We start from the raw sequence: 17,163 nt of genomic DNA, 5'->3' as shown, positions 1-17,163 counted from the left end.
TGGCCAAGGTCGTCCAGTCTGCCGCTCCCGCGGCGGGAATGGTTACGGTTCCGCCGCCGTTTGAAAGTGTCAGGTCGTTCCCCGCTATTGCCAGTGTCTGGATTTCGTTAATAGGGTTTGCGTCCGCATCGTCAAAATTTGTAGCTGCAAGTTCAGCTTCTGTGACAAAATTAGCATTTAAATCAACACTCCCATTAAATCCCCCGTTAACTCCTACAACGTCAAATCCGGTTGCTGACGGCGTTATTGCCGAGACCACACCGTCCGCTCCCCCTGCCGCTAAAATTGTTGCTATGCGCGTCTCTACATAATTTTGTGTCGCCACATCCTGTGGTAAGGTTGGATCTGCGACGTCATTAATTTGAAGATTACCTGCACTACTACCATTCCCTAAAACACTGGTTAAGTTTTGAGTGCCCCCACCTGCTAGTGCATTTAAATCTACCGTTGTCGAGTTTCCGTTTTGGATATCAATTTGTAGTATGTTGGTAGGGCTTAATGTCGCTCCTGTTAAATTCTGGCTGTCCGTTCCGGAACCTATTAAGCTTGAAATATCAATCGTACCTGAAGCTCCATCTTCAATATCAATACGTAAGTCATTCCCAACAACTTCCCCGCCAAGTATTCCTTGGTTATCCGTCCCGGTAACCGTCAGTGAGGATATATCTATTAAGCCAGAGGTACCATCTTCAATATCAATACGTAAATCATTCCCAACTACTGCACCGCCAATAATACTTTGATTGTCGGTATCCACAGCCCCTGCAGGCAGTGTTATATCATTTCCTCCCGAAATAGAAATAACATTTCCATTTATTTCCAATTCCTGCGCATCCGTATTATCTAAATACCCTTGTAAATCAACATTGTTGCCACCTGAAATAGACAGTGTGTTTCCTGTTAAATCCAAGGTTTGATTATCTGTACCTGGATTGTTTAATCCCCCTAAATCTATCGTTGTTCCTACTTCCGACCTGGTAAGACTTAGAATATTGGTATCGGAATCATAAAACAGATCGGTAAGTTCATTCCTGGCATCAGTGTCCATATCACTTCCAATATGTTCCGCAATATCTTGGCTATTTACCGAAATGGCATTCCTAACCGCATCGGAAACAGAAAGTACATCGCCCGCAACTCCTGTGCCTGTAATTGTGGTGCCATCGGTCGCTACACCGCTTACAGTGTTGGCATCTACCCAATTGACCGCGCCGGTGTCGTCTGTGGTTAAGATCTGGTTTGGGCCGGAATTGGCAATATCCGCTGCGGTAATACTTCCGTCTATCACTTCCGTAGTGCCTACGGAATTGTCTCTAAGTTCATTGGCGCTAACGGAGTCCGCTCCAAGTTTGCTTTCCCCAATGGAGTTGTCCTGTATGTCATCCCCGTTTATACCGCCATCTACGATATTCTCGCTTCGTATGCTGTTCGGGGCAACCTCTAGGTTTATAGTGCCACCGTTATCCGTTATGCTTATGGTGCTGCGGGTGTTTACAATAGGGTCATTGGTAAGGCTAAAACTTACGGCATCGCAAAGGTTTATCCATTCCGTTCCATTAAAATAATGAAGACATTGTGTGTCCGTATTGTATAGTACGGCGCCCCTCAGCGGTGTAATGGACTCCATGGTAAGGTTGTTTACGCGGGTAATGACCAGTACCCTATCCGTGCTTTCCAATTCCAGCACCGAGGAGGCATCTATATTTTGCGGATTGTCCCCTATCTTTATTTGGCCAAATACAACCGTGGAACTCAAACATAGAAGTAGTGCAAGAATAACTATTGGTTTCATAACGAGGTGTTTCAGCTTTAAAAATAGCGGGAAGACAAAAATAAGATTATCTCCACGTTCACCTAAGAATAGGTGGCAAAATATTGTATGAATGGGATAAAGTGAATACAATAATCGTTGAACGGAACGTGTTTTTTAACGCCCTATCCCAGAAGGTCTACTTTTTTTAACGATCTTTAGAGTCGTATCCGAAATTAACAAAATTTTATTGTTGGACGCTTTTATAAGACAGCAACATATCTTTTCTTTAAGCATTATTAAACGAACAGTAATACTATTAGATGAAAATAACCAAAATCCTAGTCGCACTTACGCTTGTATTGTGTGTTTTCGTCGTTAATGGCCAGGACAATGACCGTAGGCTATTGATGGGCAAAGTTTTATATAGGAATATTAATGTAGCCAACGAATATGTCATTAACTCTACTACGGAAAAGGCAACGGTGACCAATGACCAAGGTGAATTTGGCATACATGTAAAAGTGGGCGACGAACTTGTTTTTACAGCGGTGAACTACCAGTATAAAGTCGTAAAGATTACCGAGGAAATATTGCAGGATAACAGGCTTGTGGTTACGGTAAACGAAAAGGTGACCGAGTTGGACGAGGTAGTGATTACCCCAGACGACCCTGAGCGTTACCTGAAAGTGAAAAATGAAGAATTTAAAGGATTTGAGTATGAAATTGATAGGGAATCGGAGGTAGAAAATGTAGCGATGTCGGATTTGGATCGGGGCATGCAGGATGGGGTAAACTTCGTAAATATTTTTAGGGCCATATTCAAAGCCAAGGAAAGCACCCCGGAAGAAGGGCCTAAACTTAAGGTAAGCCAAGTGTTGCGGCAAGTGTACGATGATCAGTTCTTTGTCTCGGATCTTAAAATACCACAGGATAAAATAGATGCGTTCCTGTTTTATTGTGACAGTAAAATGCCCGCAACGACATTGTTAAAAAAGGAGAATGAATTTCAGCTTATAGACTCCTTGGTAAATCACAGCAAGACTTTTCTAGCGGAAATGAATGAAGAGTAGGTTTTTTTACGTCCTTTGTTTTATGGTAAGCCTTGGATATTCCCAAGAAGCTTCCTATAAAATTATGGAAGGTAAAGTATACAGTAAGGATGGCGATGTGGCAGCTACGCACGTTATGAACATTACGGCGAACCGGGCTACGATTACAAATGAAAGTGGCTTCTTTGCCATTAGCGTAAAGCAAAACGATACCTTGGTGTTTTCTGCCGTGCAATTTAAGACAAAACAACTGCTGGTTACCCAGGAAATTTTGGAAATGGATTTGGTTTCCGTTCCCTTGGATGACGAATTAACGGAGCTAGACGAGGTCGTGGTTACACCTTACAACCTAACCGGGGATATTTCCAAGGATATTCTAAGCCTTAAAATGGATCCCGTGGTTACGGCAGAGTCTTTAGGCTTGCCCAATGCCCATGTTTATATTCCCACAAAATCGGAACGGGAGCTTTTTGAGGCAACCTCAGGTGGTGGTTTGGTACCCTTAAATCCAATTTTAAATGGGATCTCCGGTCGCACCAAGATGCTCAAGGAACGTGTTGAAAGGAATAGATTATATGATAGAACGATAAGGGTACGGGAGTTTTATGCCGATTCTTTATACCGCACAGAACTAAGGATACCCGAGGACAAGATCGACGATTTTTTGTATTTCTGTGAAATAGACCAAACATTTCAATCCTTGGTAGATGCCCATGATATCCTGAAAATATGGGCCTATATGGAACGGCGAAGCATGGCCTACCGTAAAAACAATAATATAGAGTAAACCTAATATGTAACAGATGGTAGGCCCTTGTAGCTGCCGCCATTTTAGCCGAACAAATGAAAAAAGTCTTTTTAATTTTGGTTTTGCCCCTGCTGGCCTTTGCCACGGTGCATAAGTTTTATATAAGTGTTACCAACATAAGGTATTCCGAAAAGTCCGATGCGTTACAGATTACCTCCAGGTATTTCATAGATGATATGAATACTGTCTTAAAAGAACGTTATGGTATAGATGCCGGACTTGGCAGTGACGATGAAACGCAGGTGGGGCAGGAATATCTTGAAAAATACGTTCGCGCCAAGTTTAGCATTACTCGAAACGGAGATTCCGTCGATTATACGATTATCGGTAAAAAGTACGATGTAGATGTGATTATTTTATTCGTCGAGGTTCCGAGGATAGATCTCCCTTCGGTGAAGCGTATAGGTGTCCAAAATGAAATCTTGACGGACCTCTTCGACGAGCAGCAGAACGTGGTCCATTTTAATATCGAAGGAAAGAAGAAAAGCTTCGTGCTTCTGAAATCGGATACTAAAGGAATGTTAAATTTATAACATCCAATAAGAAATCCTTTAAAAAACTTAAATTTACGACCATTAAAAACAGGATATAAAATGAAAAGAATTCAATACGCTTTCGCTTCTCTAGTGTTCTTGTTCGCAACAGTTTCTATTGCACAGGATAAGGAGCAAACAGAACGAGAGCCTGGCCATTACAACCAAAGCAAGTTCAAACAATTATACGAGGAGTTCTCAACTCCGAACACCTACCGTTCGGCTTCCGGAGCACCAGGGCCGGATTATTATCAGCAGCAGGCAGACTATGTCATGGATATTCGATTAGATGACGAGAACGCTAAAATCTATGGAGAGGAAACGATCACCTACACCAATAATTCTCCCGATGATTTGGAGTACCTGTGGGTTCAGCTGGATCAAAATGTGAGGGCAAAGGATGCAAAGGCACTGTTAAGAAACGGTAGCTCCATACGGTCGGAGAATTCGGTTGAAAATTTTGCAAAACAGTACATACAACCAAATTTTGATGGGGGCTTTAATATTGAGCATGTGAAAGACGGCGCAGGGAAGGCCTTGCCGCACACGATCAATCAAACCATGATGCGTATCGATATTCCCGAGGTGTTGAAGAGCGGGGAGCAATATTCGTTTTCCATAAAGTGGAACTATAACATTCCCGATCACACGGTAAATCGTGCCAGGTCCGGTTATGAATTTTTTCCTAAGGATGGCAACCGGGCTTACGTAATAGCCCAGTTTTTTCCAAGAATGGCCGTTTACAATGATGTAGAGGGATGGCAGAACCATCAGTTTTGGGGCAGTGGAGAGTTTGCGCTACCGTTCGGGGACTATGAAGTGAACATTACCGTTCCCGCAGACCATATTCTAGATGGTACCGGAGTACTTCAAAATCGTAAAGAGGTATATACCAAGGAAATGATGCAGCGCTACGAGCAAGCAAAGAAATCATACGATAAACCTGTGGTCATCGTAACCCAAGAAGAGGTCGAGAAGCTAGAGAAAGGTTTTTCTAAGAAAACCAAAACATGGAAGTTGAAAGCCCAAAACGTTCGGGATTTCGGATTTGCAACATCGCGCAAGTTTATCTTGGATATGCAAGCGGTTAAGATTGGCAGTAAGGATGTGATGGCCATATCCATGTATCCAAAAGAGGGAAATCCTTTGTGGGAGGAGTATTCGACCAAAGCTGTTGCATCTACCTTAAAAACATTTTCGTCACATACCTTCGATTACCCGTATCCCAAGGCGATATCCGTACATGCTAAGAACCAAGGTATGGAATATCCAATGATATGTTGGAACTACGGTAGGCCAAATGAGGACGGAACCTACTCTGATAGGGTCAAATACGGTATGATCAGTGTAATTATACACGAAGTTGGTCATAACTTTTTTCCGATGATCGTAAATTCCGACGAGCGCCAATGGGGTTGGATGGATGAAGGTTTGGATACCTTTATGCAATATGTTGCCGAGCAGGAATTTGGATCGGTTTTTCCGGAAGCCATCGCTCCTAACACCAAGTATCCTTCCAGAAGAGGAGACCCGGCAAAAATAGTACCTTATATGAGCGGTGACCAAAGTGCTATGTCGCCCATTATGTCCAATCCGGAAAACGTATATAAATTAGGACCAAATGCCTATGGAAAACCTGCTACCGCCCTTAATATTTTGAGAGAGACCGTAATGGGTAGAGAACTGTTCGATCATGCATTTAAAACCTATTCCCAAAGGTGGAAGTTCAAACATCCCACCCCGGAGGATTTCTTTAGGACCATGGAGGATGCATCGGCCGTAGACCTGGATTGGTTTTGGAGAGCTTGGTTCTATACCACCGATTATGTAGATATAGGGGTAAAGGAAATAAAAAAGTATCAAGTCGCAAAAAAACCGGTTACCGGAGACTTAATGTCAAAAGTGTTTTTAGTGCCTACGGACAGCGAAGGCTATGATACTGCCCTAGATGGTGTAAACCCTTCTGAGACCTCGAAAACATTAAAGGAATTTATGATGGACAATATGACCGCGGCTGAACGGGCCGCTGTTACCGAGCCAAAATATTTTTATGAGATAACCTATGACAAGCCTGGCGGTATCCCTATGCCGTTGATCGTTGCGTATACCTATGCCGATGGTAGTGTGAAAGATATCACCTATCCTGCAGAGATTTGGAGAAAAAACGACAAGGAAGTAAAAGTTGTTATTTCTTCGACAAGTGAGTTGACAGGGGTTGTTGTAGACCCCAAACTGGAAACTGCGGATATAGATACGACCAACAATACATGGCCCAAGAAAGAAGGTCAGAGCGATTTTGATACTTTCAAGGAAAAAATGAAAGGACAATAATTAGCATTTCCTTTAAAAAAAGCCTCATTGATTAATGAGGCTTTTTTTATTCGGATAAGAAACTTGTTTATATTTGTACCATGATGTCAACGCAATTTTTATTCATTAGCGGAGGTGAAATTTTCTTTATCATGTTTATTGTGGTAATGGTGTTCGGTGCGGATAAAATTCCGGGAATAGCTAAAGGACTTGGAAAAGGAATGAGGCAATTAAGGGATGCAACCGAGGATATTAAGCAGGAAATCAAAAAAAGTGCGGATAAGCAAGGTATAGACACCAGTGTTATCACGGATATCCAGAAGGATATCGAAGATGTAAAGAGTAGCATGGATACAGGAATTGCCAAGGATGTTAAAAAAGGTTTTGGCGATATAAGTAAACGTGTTGGAGATGCAGCCGGCTCCATTAAACGAAAATAGGCGATGTTGAACGAGCTACTGGATTGGGATCGGGAAACCTTTATCTATCTGAATGGGCTAGGTATTGAGCAATACGATTTTTTCTGGTCTACCATCACCACCATTACAACTTGGGTTCCTTTATTTCTTCTGTTTGCCTTTTTACTGTTGAAAGCCTATCCCAAAAAGCAGGGCTTGTACAGTATACTTACCGTTCTGGTTTTATTTTTTTTTGTGCTTACCCTTACGGATTTAACAAAGGAAATCGTAGCGAGGTTGCGGCCAAACAATGACGTGGACATCAATGGTGTTATACGGATCATAAAAAATTCTAAAGGCTATAGTTTTTTCTCCGGTCATGCGTCTTCCTCTTTTTCTATCACCACGATCATTGTGCTATTTTTAAGGAAAAAGTATCCGTGGGTATTTGTGTTCTACCTATGGGCCTTCTTATTTACCATCAGCAGGATCTATGTTGGGGTTCATTTTCCTATAGATTTAATGGTAGGGGCTCTGGTAGGTACCGTATCGGCCTTATTTTTTTACTGGTTGCACGGTAAGCTTATTTTACCCTACTTAGGGTTAGACCGTCACGAATAGGAAGCAGTACGGTTTCCAACAATGGATGGTTGGCCAGTCTTCTGTTATACTCCAGTAAAATTTTGGTCGTTTTGTCCTTTGGATTTAATTTTTCTATAACTTTTCCAGACCACAGGACATTGTCCGAGAGGATTACCGTACCGGATTTTGTAAAGGGCATAATTGCATCGAAATACTTTATATAGTCTTTCTTTTCTGCATCTATGAATATCAGGTCGAAGGTTTTGTCAAGTTCAGGTATAATTTCCAATGCGTTTCCCGTGTGCTGAACAATGCGTTCACCATAACCGCTTTTATCAAAATACTTCCTTTGAATAGCATATAGCTCTGCATTCACGTCTATGGTGTGCAGGGCTCCTTGTTGTTGTAAACCTTCGGCCAGACAAATTGCGGAGTATCCCGTATAGGTTCCAATTTCCAAGATGTTTTTTGGGTAGATGATCTTAGATAGTAAACTTAAAGTTCTACCTTGAAAATGACCCGTAAGCATTCTAGGCTGTACTACCTTTAAGTGTGTTTCACGGGTAAGCGCCGTTAGTACTTCCGGTTCGGACTGTGAATTTTCGGCAATGTAGTCTTCCAATGTAGCGGATAGAAAATGCATGCGTTTCTTTTTGCAAAAGTACCGATTAATACATTATTTTGATACTTTTAAAAACGTATGGATATAGACATTAGGAAAGCGACAATAAAGGATTTACCGGTATTAAAAGCTATGGAACAAGGCGTCATTTCCGCTGAACGTCCTTTTGATCCTACACTGGCAAAGGACCCTATTTCATATTACGATATAAGTAGTTTAATGGCTAACCCAAGGGCAATAGTGCTGGTGGCCGTCCATAATGAAGTTATTGTTAGTTGTGGCTATGCTCTAGAGAAAACTGCAAAACCGTATTTGGACCATAAGAGTTATGCGTATCTAGGTTTTATGTTTACCCTGCCGGAATATAGAGGGCAAGGGCTAAACGGAAAAATACTTTCAGCCTTAAAAAATTGGGCAAACGAAAGTGGGCTCAAAGAGATTAGACTTACCGTTTATAACGAAAATGATGCCGCCCTGCGTGCCTACGAAAAGGTTGGTTTTAAACGGCATATTATAGAAATGCGCTGGCCAGATGATGAGTAAGGCGGCATTATCCCTCGCTTTTATCATTCTTTGCGGTCAGATGACTATTTTTACATAAAAATGAGGCTATGACATTTAAGAATACACTTTCCTATGCCCAAGAACTGGACATGCAAGATCCGCTGCGCCGGTATAGAAACGAATTTCATTTTCCAAAAGTAAACGGGAAAGAGGTCATTTATTTTACGGGAAACTCTCTGGGGTTACAGCCTAAACGTACCAAAAAATATGTAGATGATGTCATGAACGATTGGGCGGAGCTAGCCGTAGAAGGGCACTTTTATGCAGAAAAGCCTTGGTGGGACTACCATGAACGTTTGGCCAAGCCCTTGGCCAAAGTAGTAGGTGCTTTGCCGGAAGAAGTATCCGTGATGAATACCTTAACGGTAAACCTTCACTTATTGATGGTTTCTTTCTATACGCCTACAGCCAAAAGATTCAAGATAATTTGCGAGGAGAAGGCGTTTCCCAGCGATCAGTATATGTTGCAGAGTCAAGCAAGGTTTCATGGCTTTGATCCCAATACTACCATTGTAGAGGTTAAAAAGCGGAGCGGGGAACATGCTTGGCATACGGAGGATTTTATAGATAAGATAAACGAAGTAGGCGAGGAGTTGGCTCTGGTACTCATAGGCGGCGTTAATTATTACAACGGGCAAGTGTTGGATATGGAGGCCATTACAAAAGCGGGTAAAGCGGTAGGTGCAAAAGTAGGATGGGATTTAGCGCACGGTGTCGGAAATGTGGAATTGAAATTACACGACTGGAAGGCCGATTTTGCCGCATGGTGCAGCTATAAATATATGAACAGTGGTCCGGGCAATGCATCAGGTATCTATGTTCATGAACAGTACTTGGACCGAAAAGATCTTCCCCGTTTTGAAGGCTGGTGGGGCACGAAAAAGGAGACTCGGTTTTTAATGAAACCGGAATTCGAACCTATGGAAAATGCCGATGCCTGGCAAATTAGCAATGCCCCTATACTTTCGATTGCACCCTATCTGGCTTCCTTGGAACTATTCGAAGAAGTTGGAATGTCGGCTTTGATCGAGAAAAGGAATAGGATCACGGCATATCTTGAATTTATTTTAAGGGAAATCGATGCAGCGGTAGACAGCTCTTTTGAAATTATTACACCAAAGGAAAGAGGTTGCCAATTGTCCGTTTTTTTACATGGAGAAGGAAAAGCCTTGTTCAATTACCTCATGGAAAATGGTGTGATTACGGATTGGCGCGAACCTAACGTAATTCGCCTGGCTCCGGCACCTTTCTACTGTTCGTATGAGGATATGTACCGGTTTGGACAAATTTTGAAGGAAGGAATTCTTTCTAAATAATTTGTTTCTACCATATAATTGTGATGAATAATTGGCGATCCAATAAGAACATGGTAAAGTTGGTAATGAGATCAGTAGCACGCTGAGCGCGGTCGAAATGCCGAGCATAATTCATTTAGTTATTATCGTCCAACAACGATAGGCCATAAATAAAATTAAATACTTAAGTATATTTCCATCGATGAAATCACTACGCTTAATACTGACTAACGCAAATTATTTTGGCCCTTCATGGGTCTTTGCCAGTTTAAATATTCTCTTTGGTACTTGGGCTATTTACATTCCCCAGGTAAAGGAAGGTTTGGCCATAGATAATTCCCAGCTTGGGTTTGCGATTTTCTTTTTATCACTTGGTGTATTTACCGTATTTCCTTTTGCCTCTGGGTGGATAAACAGCATAGGGGTAGGAAAAGCTACCTTTTATGGAGTTTTATTGAGTTGCGCTGCCGCCATGCTGCCCTTACTGGCACCTAGTTACTATACCTTGATGGGCGCTCTTTTTTTGTTCGGAGCTTCTAATGGCTTTACCGATATTGCCATGAATACCTTGGTAACAGAGGTCGAAAAAAAGGACCAGGTGAAATTTATGTCCGCGTCCCATGGGTTTTTTAGTCTAGGCGGCGTATTGGCAGGTATCGGTAGCTTTTTAATAGGACCCATAGGGAATCCTGTGTTGCACATGGGCTTAGCGGTAGCTTTGGTACTGGCCGTTAATCTTGTATTTTACACAAAATATGTAGGGGTGACGGCTGAATTGTTGGCCAGTGAAGGATTTAGTTTAAAACTGTTCAAGCCATTGTTATTGCTTGGGTTGATATCCTTTCTTGCCATGGGCAGCGAGGGCGCCATTGTAGATTGGAGCGGCCTGTATTTAAAAGAGATCAGTATAGCACCCGAAGCCCTATGGGGTGCCGGTTTTCTGGGTTTTCAGGTCACCATGACCTTAGGGCGCTTTTTAGGCGATGGGGTAAGTGAGCAACTGGGATCGGTTAAAATGATTATGGTAGGCACGGTCTTCGCATTGGTGGGCTACGGATTGGTACTTTCTGAAAATACCTATTTGGCAATAGCCGGATTTGCACTAAGTGGCCTGGGTTTTTCCGTTATGATACCCGAGGTGTTTAGAATAGGCGGCAATGTAAAAGGGGTGGACTCATCCAAAGGTATTGCATTCATCGCCGGAACGGGGTATGCCGGATTTTTATGTGCGCCACCGATTCTAGGTTTTTTGGCTGAAACATCCTCCCTAAAGACAAGTTTTGTGGTGCTCTTCTTCTGTGCAGTTTTTATTTTGGCAATAACCGCCGTGCTGAAGAAGAAAGAGACAAGGCGGTGAGTGTAGGGTATTCAAGAATTAATCCAGATTACTCTTGACTTTAAACTCCTTGTTATCTTCCGCTAAGTTGGTTATAAACTTCAACATTTCTTCTGTTAGCAGTAATTGGTTCTGGGACTTCCAAAACGTTTCGTTGTAGGGCGATTTTAATGTAAACACATCTTTTTGTTCGTTTACATTGCTTTTTAAATCTAGTTGGCTGAAGGGATTTGTGGTGTGTAGAAGAATTTCTATTTGAAATTTGGTGGGTTCTTTTTGGTCTTTTGTTTTTGATTCTACTATGATTTTACGTTTGCCATAGTTCATAAAATAGCGGTCGTTGCCCTTGTCTTTTGTGAAATACGTCGCGCTCTCCAAAAGAATTGGACCGTGGTATTCTGGTCGTTGTCGTATCGGTTCCGCGATTATTCTTTTAGTACTTACTTCAAAAGAAAGGATAGCGTTATCGAGGGCATTGATAATATAACTTCCAGATGACCCTCCGGAAACATCCGCTTTACTGGGAGAGAATTCTACTCTAATTTCATTCGTATTTTCTAAGGGTTTTTCTATGACATCAAAGTCGGGACCCATGGCATTGATTCTAACAAACTCGCTGAAAATATCAAAGAATGAAGGAAAGATGAAATAAACGTTGTTTTTATCTTTTTTAATCCCTACCTGTCGCATTTGAAGTAGTTCTACTTCATAGTCTTTCTTTTCCAATTCCAACTCGCCAGCATAAACCGAGGTCTTACGTCTAAGGTTACCGTACATATCTTGCAAGCGCATAATCGTATCGTTGCGTCGTAGTAATGCCCTAATGAAAAAGGTTTCGGTATGTGGGGAAAGTAGGTAATTTATACCGATAGAATCCCGGATTCGATCTAGAATAGTCTTTGCATTGGTGATCACCACTTCATCTAGGTTAACGATATTTTTTTGCAGATATATCGTATCTCTCAAGGCACTGAAAGTAGTTTTTAGCTTTTCATACCCCGGCGTATAGAAGAAAACCGAATCTATTTGGGATGAAAACTGAAACCGTCCATCTTCATTGGTCATAGTATGATCGGTAATGTTAAAGACCGATACAAATTCTAACGGTTCCCCTCCATCCAATGTCAACACAATACCGGAATGTGATTGCTGACCGTAGGATAGTACACCAGAACAAACTAAAAATAGAAACGTTACTTTATTCATAAGCGGCAAGGGATTAAAAGTCGATTTTGGATCACAATCAGCATTAAAAAAAAGTATGTTGGAACGATAATTATTTTAATATCTCCTAAACTCCAAAACCTTTTTACTCCACTGTTATGCCTGTAAAATACAAATTAAAGTCCTCATCTGCCCGCTTATGCTTGGTAGCTATGTTCAACCCCTTAAAATCTTTGTAATCCTCCCAGCTGGTGACCATATTCGGTGCTTCTTGGTTTCCCTTTCTAAAGGCCCATTCCTTTATTATGAAATCGTCCCCAAAGTAAAAATCGTAGGCATCACCAGGGGTATATCCGCCCTCGCTACCGTAAACTATGGTCAATTTTTGCATGGGCTCTTGGGACATCGGAGCTGTTGCCGTGGCTTCATGTTCGTACCTATATCCATTTTTATCCCAAACCAGTTGATAGGGTGCCAATAGCCAAAACTTATCGTTTATAAATCCGGCATCCGTTTTGGCAAGGACCGTATCTACTGCTTTTCTGTTATAGGCAATGGTATCTTCCCGTGTCATAAAAACAACATCATTGGTTTTTGGAGCCCAGGACCATGTACGTTCAAAATGGGAGTCGCCCCTGTCTACATTAAAGGTAAAAGTGATTTTGTTTACAGTTGCCCAGTTCGCAAAGCCATTGGCTATAGCTACTTGTTCCGGGATACTCTTTAACTTTTCCACGGTTTCCACTTTTTCTACTGTATTTTTTTGTTGCTCTTTACAAGCAATAACTAGGCTAAGTGAAGCCAGACAAAAAACTAAAACCTTTTTCATATTTAATGTAATTTTAAACAAAGATATAGATTGCTGATTCTTTGACCTATTTTTGCACTAGCCTAAAATAACCTGACAGTGACCTTCTTACGAAAATTGTGTCTTATCATCATAAGTAACCAATTCAAAACCAAATTGGACGCTAATGACCCGTATAAGGACATTTCCGATGAGGAACTTGTCAAGAAAATTGTAGATAAAAAGGATTCCACCTTGTTTGGCGTACTGTATGATAGGTACGCTAAAATGGTGTACAACAAATGTTATGGTTTTGCAAAATCCCAGAAAGAGGCAGAGGATTTGACCCAGGATATCTTTTTGATGCTCTTTGTGAAATTGGGCTCCTTTAAAGGAACTTCTAAGTTTTCTACATGGTTATATTCGTTTACCTACAATTTTTGTGTTAATTATGTGAATAGGGACAAGGGTAGAAAAATCAGTGACAAGGCCAATAATATAGAGGATACCGAGTATAAGCTTTCCGTAGAGGTTACAGATGAAAATTTGTTGGACCTGCAGGTAGAAAAACTTAAAAAAGCCTTGGAACTCATTGATCCTGAAGAAAAGACCTTATTGCTGCTCAAGTATCAAGACGGCGTTTCTATAAAAGAACTTGAGACTCTTATGGAGTTGGGTAGTAGTGCTATTAAAATGAGATTAAAACGAGCGAAAGCCAGAGTAATAGAAACCTATAATTCATTACCCTAATGTCAGAAAACAATATAAATCCGTTTAAAAGGATTCAGGGAGATTTAAAGGATGTTCCACCGGAACTGCGTCAAAAAGTGATGAACGATGTGGCCATGGCAAAGCTTATTATGGAGATGGCCTCATTATTTACTAAAGATTACGCCGCGTTAATTGCCGGACTTATGAAAACCAAAAAAAAATAAATACCTAAAAAATGAAAACAATTAACGAATTAAAGGATACGTTGGCAGAAAGTTTTGGAGGCCTATTATCTTCCGCTACGGAAATGATACCCAGTTTTATACTTGGTCTTTTGGGTTTATTGGTAGCATGGTTGATTATAAAAATTGTGCTTTTTGTCCTAAAAAGAACCTTGAAGGCCGCTAAGATCGATGTGCTCTCCCAACGCGTGGCCGATTCAAAACTTTTTGGTGACAAACAATTGAAGGTAGACCTCCTAAAGGTTGCATTGAATGTAGTTAAGGTAATGCTGATACTTTTGTTTACTGTGGTTTTGGCTCAGATATTTGGGTTGAATGCTATTTCCGACGCTATTTATTCCCTTTTTGGATATTTGCCTACTTTATTAAGTGCATTACTAATTTTGGTTGGTGGGCTTTACTTGGCTACAGTTGTTAAGAAAGCGGTAACGGATGTCATGGAGTCTATTGGTAGTGGGGGAACAAAAATGGTTAGTGGGGCCATTTTTTACTTAATAACATTTTTTGTTTGTATTACGGCATTAAACCAAGCCGGGGTAGATACGGATATTATCACCAGTAATTTTAGTCTTGTTCTAGGTGCCTTTTTATTAGCATTTTCCTTAGCCCTTGGATTAGGGTCAAAAGAAATTGTAGGAGATCTGTTACGTACATTTTACACGAGAAAATTATACGAGGTCGGTGATAATATCAAGCTAAAGGACATAGAAGGTACGATCGAGGCTATTGATCATATTTCTATGGTCGTTAAAACGAAGAAGGGAAAAATTGTAATACCCATCAAAAAAATCACCGAGAATACCGTAGAATTGGACGACTAATGTTTTTTATCAAACCAAGTACAAGACCTTACTTCCTTATTGATTATTTCACTAATTTTGAAATTCAAAAATAAAACGAAATATGAGCTCTAAAAAAGGAAAGATACAAGAGACTATAGATGAAAAAATGTTGGAGGAAAGAAAGGTATTTCTTTGGGGTATGGTAGACGATGACTCCGCCAAGCATGTTATAGATAGATTATTGTATTTGGATATGCAGAACAACAAGGAAATTCAATTATATATAAATAGTCCGGGTGGTTATGTCACTTCTGGCTTTGCTATGTATGATACGATTAAAGCGTTAAAAAGTCCTGTTTCAACTATTTGTACCGGTTTAGCTGCATCTATGGGGTCAATATTATTATCTGTAGGTAAGAAAGGAAGACGTTTTATCCAACCTCATGCCCAAGTAATGATTCACCAACCCAGTGGAGGAGCCAGGGGACAGGCTTCAAATATAGAAATTCAGGCAAAGGAGATCATTAAGACCAAGGAGTTGAGTGCTCGGATTTTGGCCGATAATTGTGGACAGAAATTCGAAAAAGTTTTAAAGGATTTCGATAGGGATTACTGGATGAATGCCGAGGAATCTATAGCTTACGGTATTGTTGATGGTATTATGGAATAACCATACCATAAAATAAAGACATAAAAAAATCCTTTGTTTTGCAAAGGATTTTTTTGTGCCTTAAGACTATTGGTTTTTATGTCGAGTGTTAGAAGTATCTAGGCGATTTTATAGCTCCTCCTCTTCTTCTGCGCGGCTCAAAAATCAATATAATTTCATGTGTACCTCCCGTATATGGAAGGATTGTAGATGTCGGTAGATCATAAGCATAACCTAAGCGAAAATCCCTTGATACTTGGTAATCCATCAATGCCCCAAAATTGGAAGCATCGTTTACCCTATAGGATGCACCTATCCAAAACTTTTCATTGAATAAAAAACTGGCTGTAAAATCATAAGTAGCGGGAGCTCCATTGGTTATTTTAGCTATGGCAGTTGGCCTAAATTTAACATTTCGGGCTACATCGACTACAAAACCTGCTATACCATAGTAGCTATTTCGTTCTAAAGCTTCAAACTCCCCGTCGTTTAAATCTGTATTTAAAATTCTTGGCGAGGATGCACCAAAATACCAACGATCGGAACCTATATAGATGCCGGCTCCAAAATTTGGGGTCCAGCTATTAAAATTTGAATTAAAAAAAGGGTCGTTAGTATCGGGATTTTGTAGGTTATAGTTGGTAAACCCTCCTTTTAGACCAAACGACATGTTTACTTCTCCACTTACAGGAACGGTATACGAAAAATCACCGTACACGTAGTTTGTGCTTTCAAAACCTAAACGATCGTTTATATAGGATATACCTAAACCAATACGTTCGTTCCTTAATGGGGAATGCACTGAAAAAGTATTCGTTCTTGGGTTACCTTCCAATCCTGCCCATTGATTTCTATGCAATAAGGTCGCATTTAACGTCTCCCTGCTCCCTGCATAAGCAGGATTAACAGAAATGGTGTTGTACATGTACTGCGTAAACTGTGGCAACTGCTGTGCAGTTAACATAAATCCAAATAACATGGTCAATATGACCATTGCTTTTTGAACATTGTTCACTTGTTTTCGGGGTGTATTATTCATTGATATTTGGATAATATAAGTAGGTTTGTTTTGGTGTAAAATTATGTTAAAAATACCTATGCATTCTTATAATACCGTTCAATACCGGTAGATATTCGTTTGCGTGTATTTATTTCGATTAAGGGTTTCCTTTTATAGATATATAGGTTTAAAATATTGATAATTAATACTTTATATTGGGTTAATTTCCTCCCAGATAGATGTATCCGTTCACTTTTTCGGTAGGATTTTCTTCGCTTATGACATCGATGATATAATAGTAAGTTCCTGTTGGCAGCATTCCGGACGTTCCCAGTTTGTTGTCGGGGGATTCCCCTCCCCAGTTGTTCTGGTAATCGGTTCCTTCATACACTTTGTTCCCCCATCTGTTGAAGATCATGACGTTGAAGGTAAAGTCGCAGAATTCTGCACCGGTAATGGCGAACAGATCGTTGATACCGTCCCCGTTGGCGGTTATAGTTTTCGATACCTCTATTTCGTTAATTGAACATGGTACACAGTCCGCGTTCACGTTTATGGTAAAGTCAACAAAGTAGTTG

Annotated in this window: 19 protein-coding genes; 13 read left to right on the top strand and 6 right to left on the bottom strand. The window is 40.7% G+C overall.

Going from position 1 to position 17,163, the window contains the following annotated elements:
* The coding region (locus ACFQZJ_RS17970; RefSeq protein ID WP_379936331.1) for a beta strand repeat-containing protein at positions 1 to 1,792 on the bottom strand (1,792 nt) is incomplete at its 3' end.
* 281 nt (positions 1,793 to 2,073) lie between these two features.
* Here ACFQZJ_RS17970 and ACFQZJ_RS17965 point away from each other — a divergent pair.
* The 6 genes from ACFQZJ_RS17965 to ACFQZJ_RS17940 all read left to right on the top strand — a co-directional run bounded on the left by ACFQZJ_RS17965 (position 2,074) and on the right by ACFQZJ_RS17940 (position 7,472).
* Positions 2,074 to 2,823, top strand: coding sequence for a hypothetical protein (locus tag ACFQZJ_RS17965; protein WP_379936330.1), 750 nt, complete (start codon positions 2,074 to 2,076; stop codon positions 2,821 to 2,823).
* Positions 2,813 to 3,589 (top strand): carboxypeptidase-like regulatory domain-containing protein, encoded by a 777-nt coding sequence (locus ACFQZJ_RS17960; protein ID WP_379936329.1) that lies wholly within the window; start codon positions 2,813 to 2,815, stop codon positions 3,587 to 3,589. Before ACFQZJ_RS17965 ends, ACFQZJ_RS17960 begins: the two co-directional genes overlap by 11 nt.
* Positions 3,590 to 3,645: 56 nt before the next feature.
* Positions 3,646 to 4,143 carry a DUF6702 family protein gene (locus tag ACFQZJ_RS17955; protein ID WP_379936328.1) on the top strand — a complete coding sequence of 166 codons (498 nt, stop codon included), beginning with the start codon at positions 3,646 to 3,648 and terminating at the stop codon, positions 4,141 to 4,143.
* Positions 4,144 to 4,203: 60 nt separating this feature from the next.
* Entirely contained in the window at positions 4,204 to 6,474 is a 2,271-nt protein-coding gene (locus tag ACFQZJ_RS17950; RefSeq protein ID WP_379936326.1) for a M1 family metallopeptidase, read from the top strand.
* Positions 6,475 to 6,554: 80 nt separating this feature from the next.
* Complete coding sequence (locus tag ACFQZJ_RS17945; protein WP_379936325.1) at positions 6,555 to 6,893, top strand: Sec-independent protein translocase subunit TatA/TatB; 339 nt, start codon at positions 6,555 to 6,557, stop codon at positions 6,891 to 6,893.
* 3 nt (positions 6,894 to 6,896) lie between these two features.
* Positions 6,897 to 7,472 carry a phosphatase PAP2 family protein gene (locus ACFQZJ_RS17940; protein ID WP_379936324.1) on the top strand — a complete coding sequence of 192 codons (576 nt, stop codon included), beginning with the start codon at positions 6,897 to 6,899 and terminating at the stop codon, positions 7,470 to 7,472.
* Here ACFQZJ_RS17940 and ACFQZJ_RS17935 read toward each other — a convergent pair.
* Positions 7,435 to 8,076 (bottom strand): O-methyltransferase, encoded by a 642-nt coding sequence (locus tag ACFQZJ_RS17935; RefSeq protein WP_379936323.1) that lies wholly within the window; start codon positions 8,074 to 8,076, stop codon positions 7,435 to 7,437. The genes ACFQZJ_RS17940 and ACFQZJ_RS17935 overlap by 38 nt on opposite strands.
* 57 nt (positions 8,077 to 8,133) lie before the next feature.
* Here ACFQZJ_RS17935 and ACFQZJ_RS17930 point away from each other — a divergent pair, with 57 nt between their 5' ends.
* From ACFQZJ_RS17930 to ACFQZJ_RS17920, 3 genes are all read left to right on the top strand, one after another.
* Positions 8,134 to 8,598: a GNAT family N-acetyltransferase gene (locus ACFQZJ_RS17930; RefSeq protein WP_379936321.1), complete on the top strand. Its 465-nt coding sequence runs from the start codon at positions 8,134 to 8,136 to the stop codon at positions 8,596 to 8,598.
* Positions 8,599 to 8,666: 68 nt separating this feature from the next.
* Complete coding sequence (gene kynU, locus ACFQZJ_RS17925; protein ID WP_379936320.1) at positions 8,667 to 9,935, top strand: kynureninase; 1,269 nt, start codon at positions 8,667 to 8,669, stop codon at positions 9,933 to 9,935.
* Positions 9,936 to 10,116: 181 nt separating this feature from the next.
* On the top strand, positions 10,117 to 11,271 hold the full coding sequence (locus tag ACFQZJ_RS17920) for an MFS transporter (protein WP_379936319.1): 1,155 nt from the start codon (positions 10,117 to 10,119) through the stop codon (positions 11,269 to 11,271).
* A gap of 18 nt (positions 11,272 to 11,289) precedes the next feature.
* On the opposite strand, the gene ACFQZJ_RS17915 is transcribed toward ACFQZJ_RS17920, so the two are convergent.
* Both ACFQZJ_RS17915 and ACFQZJ_RS17910 read right to left on the bottom strand, forming a co-directional pair.
* The gene (locus tag ACFQZJ_RS17915; protein ID WP_379936318.1) at positions 11,290 to 12,456 is read right to left on the bottom strand and encodes a hypothetical protein; all 1,167 of its coding nucleotides are present in this window, start codon (positions 12,454 to 12,456) and stop codon (positions 11,290 to 11,292) included.
* 103 nt (positions 12,457 to 12,559) lie between these two features.
* Positions 12,560 to 13,243 (bottom strand): hypothetical protein, encoded by a 684-nt coding sequence (locus ACFQZJ_RS17910; RefSeq protein ID WP_379936317.1) that lies wholly within the window; start codon positions 13,241 to 13,243, stop codon positions 12,560 to 12,562.
* A gap of 78 nt (positions 13,244 to 13,321) precedes the next feature.
* Between ACFQZJ_RS17910 and ACFQZJ_RS17905 the strand changes: the two genes are divergently transcribed.
* From ACFQZJ_RS17905 to ACFQZJ_RS17890, 4 genes are all read left to right on the top strand, one after another.
* Entirely contained in the window at positions 13,322 to 13,951 is a 630-nt protein-coding gene (locus tag ACFQZJ_RS17905) for an RNA polymerase sigma factor (RefSeq protein WP_379936316.1), read from the top strand.
* Positions 13,951 to 14,136: a hypothetical protein gene (locus ACFQZJ_RS17900; RefSeq protein WP_379936315.1), complete on the top strand. Its 186-nt coding sequence runs from the start codon at positions 13,951 to 13,953 to the stop codon at positions 14,134 to 14,136. Before ACFQZJ_RS17905 ends, ACFQZJ_RS17900 begins: the two co-directional genes overlap by 1 nt.
* An 11-nt stretch (positions 14,137 to 14,147) precedes the next feature.
* A complete protein-coding gene (locus ACFQZJ_RS17895; protein WP_379936314.1) occupies positions 14,148 to 14,975 on the top strand; it encodes a mechanosensitive ion channel family protein in 828 nt (275 codons plus the stop codon).
* Between the two features lie 82 nt (positions 14,976 to 15,057).
* Positions 15,058 to 15,606, top strand: coding sequence for a ClpP family protease (locus tag ACFQZJ_RS17890; protein WP_379936313.1), 549 nt, complete (start codon positions 15,058 to 15,060; stop codon positions 15,604 to 15,606).
* Positions 15,607 to 15,694: 88 nt separating this feature from the next.
* On the opposite strand, the gene ACFQZJ_RS17885 is transcribed toward ACFQZJ_RS17890, so the two are convergent.
* On the bottom strand, positions 15,695 to 16,624 hold the full coding sequence (locus tag ACFQZJ_RS17885) for a PorP/SprF family type IX secretion system membrane protein (RefSeq protein WP_379936312.1): 930 nt from the start codon (positions 16,622 to 16,624) through the stop codon (positions 15,695 to 15,697).
* 181 nt (positions 16,625 to 16,805) lie between these two features.
* A partial coding sequence (locus tag ACFQZJ_RS17880) for a gliding motility-associated C-terminal domain-containing protein (protein ID WP_379936311.1) occupies positions 16,806 to 17,163 on the bottom strand: 358 nt, incomplete at its 5' end.

It is taken from the genome of Maribacter chungangensis, from assembly GCF_042676845.1.
GTDB classification, from domain to species: domain Bacteria; phylum Bacteroidota; class Bacteroidia; order Flavobacteriales; family Flavobacteriaceae; genus Maribacter; species Maribacter chungangensis.
This window is presented reverse-complemented; position numbering and strand designations above follow the sequence as displayed.

Coding starts and splice junctions, on each gene's coding strand:
- ACFQZJ_RS17965 (WP_379936330.1), top strand. CDS start 2,074: ATGAAAATAACCAAAATCCTAGTCGCACTTACGCTTGTATTGTGTGTT.
- ACFQZJ_RS17960 (WP_379936329.1), top strand. CDS start 2,813: ATGAAGAGTAGGTTTTTTTACGTCCTTTGTTTTATGGTAAGCCTTGGA.
- ACFQZJ_RS17955 (WP_379936328.1), top strand. CDS start 3,646: ATGAAAAAAGTCTTTTTAATTTTGGTTTTGCCCCTGCTGGCCTTTGCC.
- ACFQZJ_RS17950 (WP_379936326.1), top strand. CDS start 4,204: ATGAAAAGAATTCAATACGCTTTCGCTTCTCTAGTGTTCTTGTTCGCA.
- ACFQZJ_RS17945 (WP_379936325.1), top strand. CDS start 6,555: ATGATGTCAACGCAATTTTTATTCATTAGCGGAGGTGAAATTTTCTTT.
- ACFQZJ_RS17940 (WP_379936324.1), top strand. CDS start 6,897: ATGTTGAACGAGCTACTGGATTGGGATCGGGAAACCTTTATCTATCTG.
- ACFQZJ_RS17935 (WP_379936323.1), bottom strand. CDS start 8,076: ATGCATTTTCTATCCGCTACATTGGAAGACTACATTGCCGAAAATTCA.
- ACFQZJ_RS17930 (WP_379936321.1), top strand. CDS start 8,134: ATGGATATAGACATTAGGAAAGCGACAATAAAGGATTTACCGGTATTA.
- kynU (WP_379936320.1), top strand. CDS start 8,667: ATGACATTTAAGAATACACTTTCCTATGCCCAAGAACTGGACATGCAA.
- ACFQZJ_RS17920 (WP_379936319.1), top strand. CDS start 10,117: ATGAAATCACTACGCTTAATACTGACTAACGCAAATTATTTTGGCCCT.
- ACFQZJ_RS17915 (WP_379936318.1), bottom strand. CDS start 12,456: ATGAATAAAGTAACGTTTCTATTTTTAGTTTGTTCTGGTGTACTATCC.
- ACFQZJ_RS17910 (WP_379936317.1), bottom strand. CDS start 13,243: ATGAAAAAGGTTTTAGTTTTTTGTCTGGCTTCACTTAGCCTAGTTATT.
- ACFQZJ_RS17900 (WP_379936315.1), top strand. CDS start 13,951: ATGTCAGAAAACAATATAAATCCGTTTAAAAGGATTCAGGGAGATTTA.
- ACFQZJ_RS17895 (WP_379936314.1), top strand. CDS start 14,148: ATGAAAACAATTAACGAATTAAAGGATACGTTGGCAGAAAGTTTTGGA.
- ACFQZJ_RS17890 (WP_379936313.1), top strand. CDS start 15,058: ATGAGCTCTAAAAAAGGAAAGATACAAGAGACTATAGATGAAAAAATG.
- ACFQZJ_RS17885 (WP_379936312.1), bottom strand. CDS start 16,624: ATGAATAATACACCCCGAAAACAAGTGAACAATGTTCAAAAAGCAATG.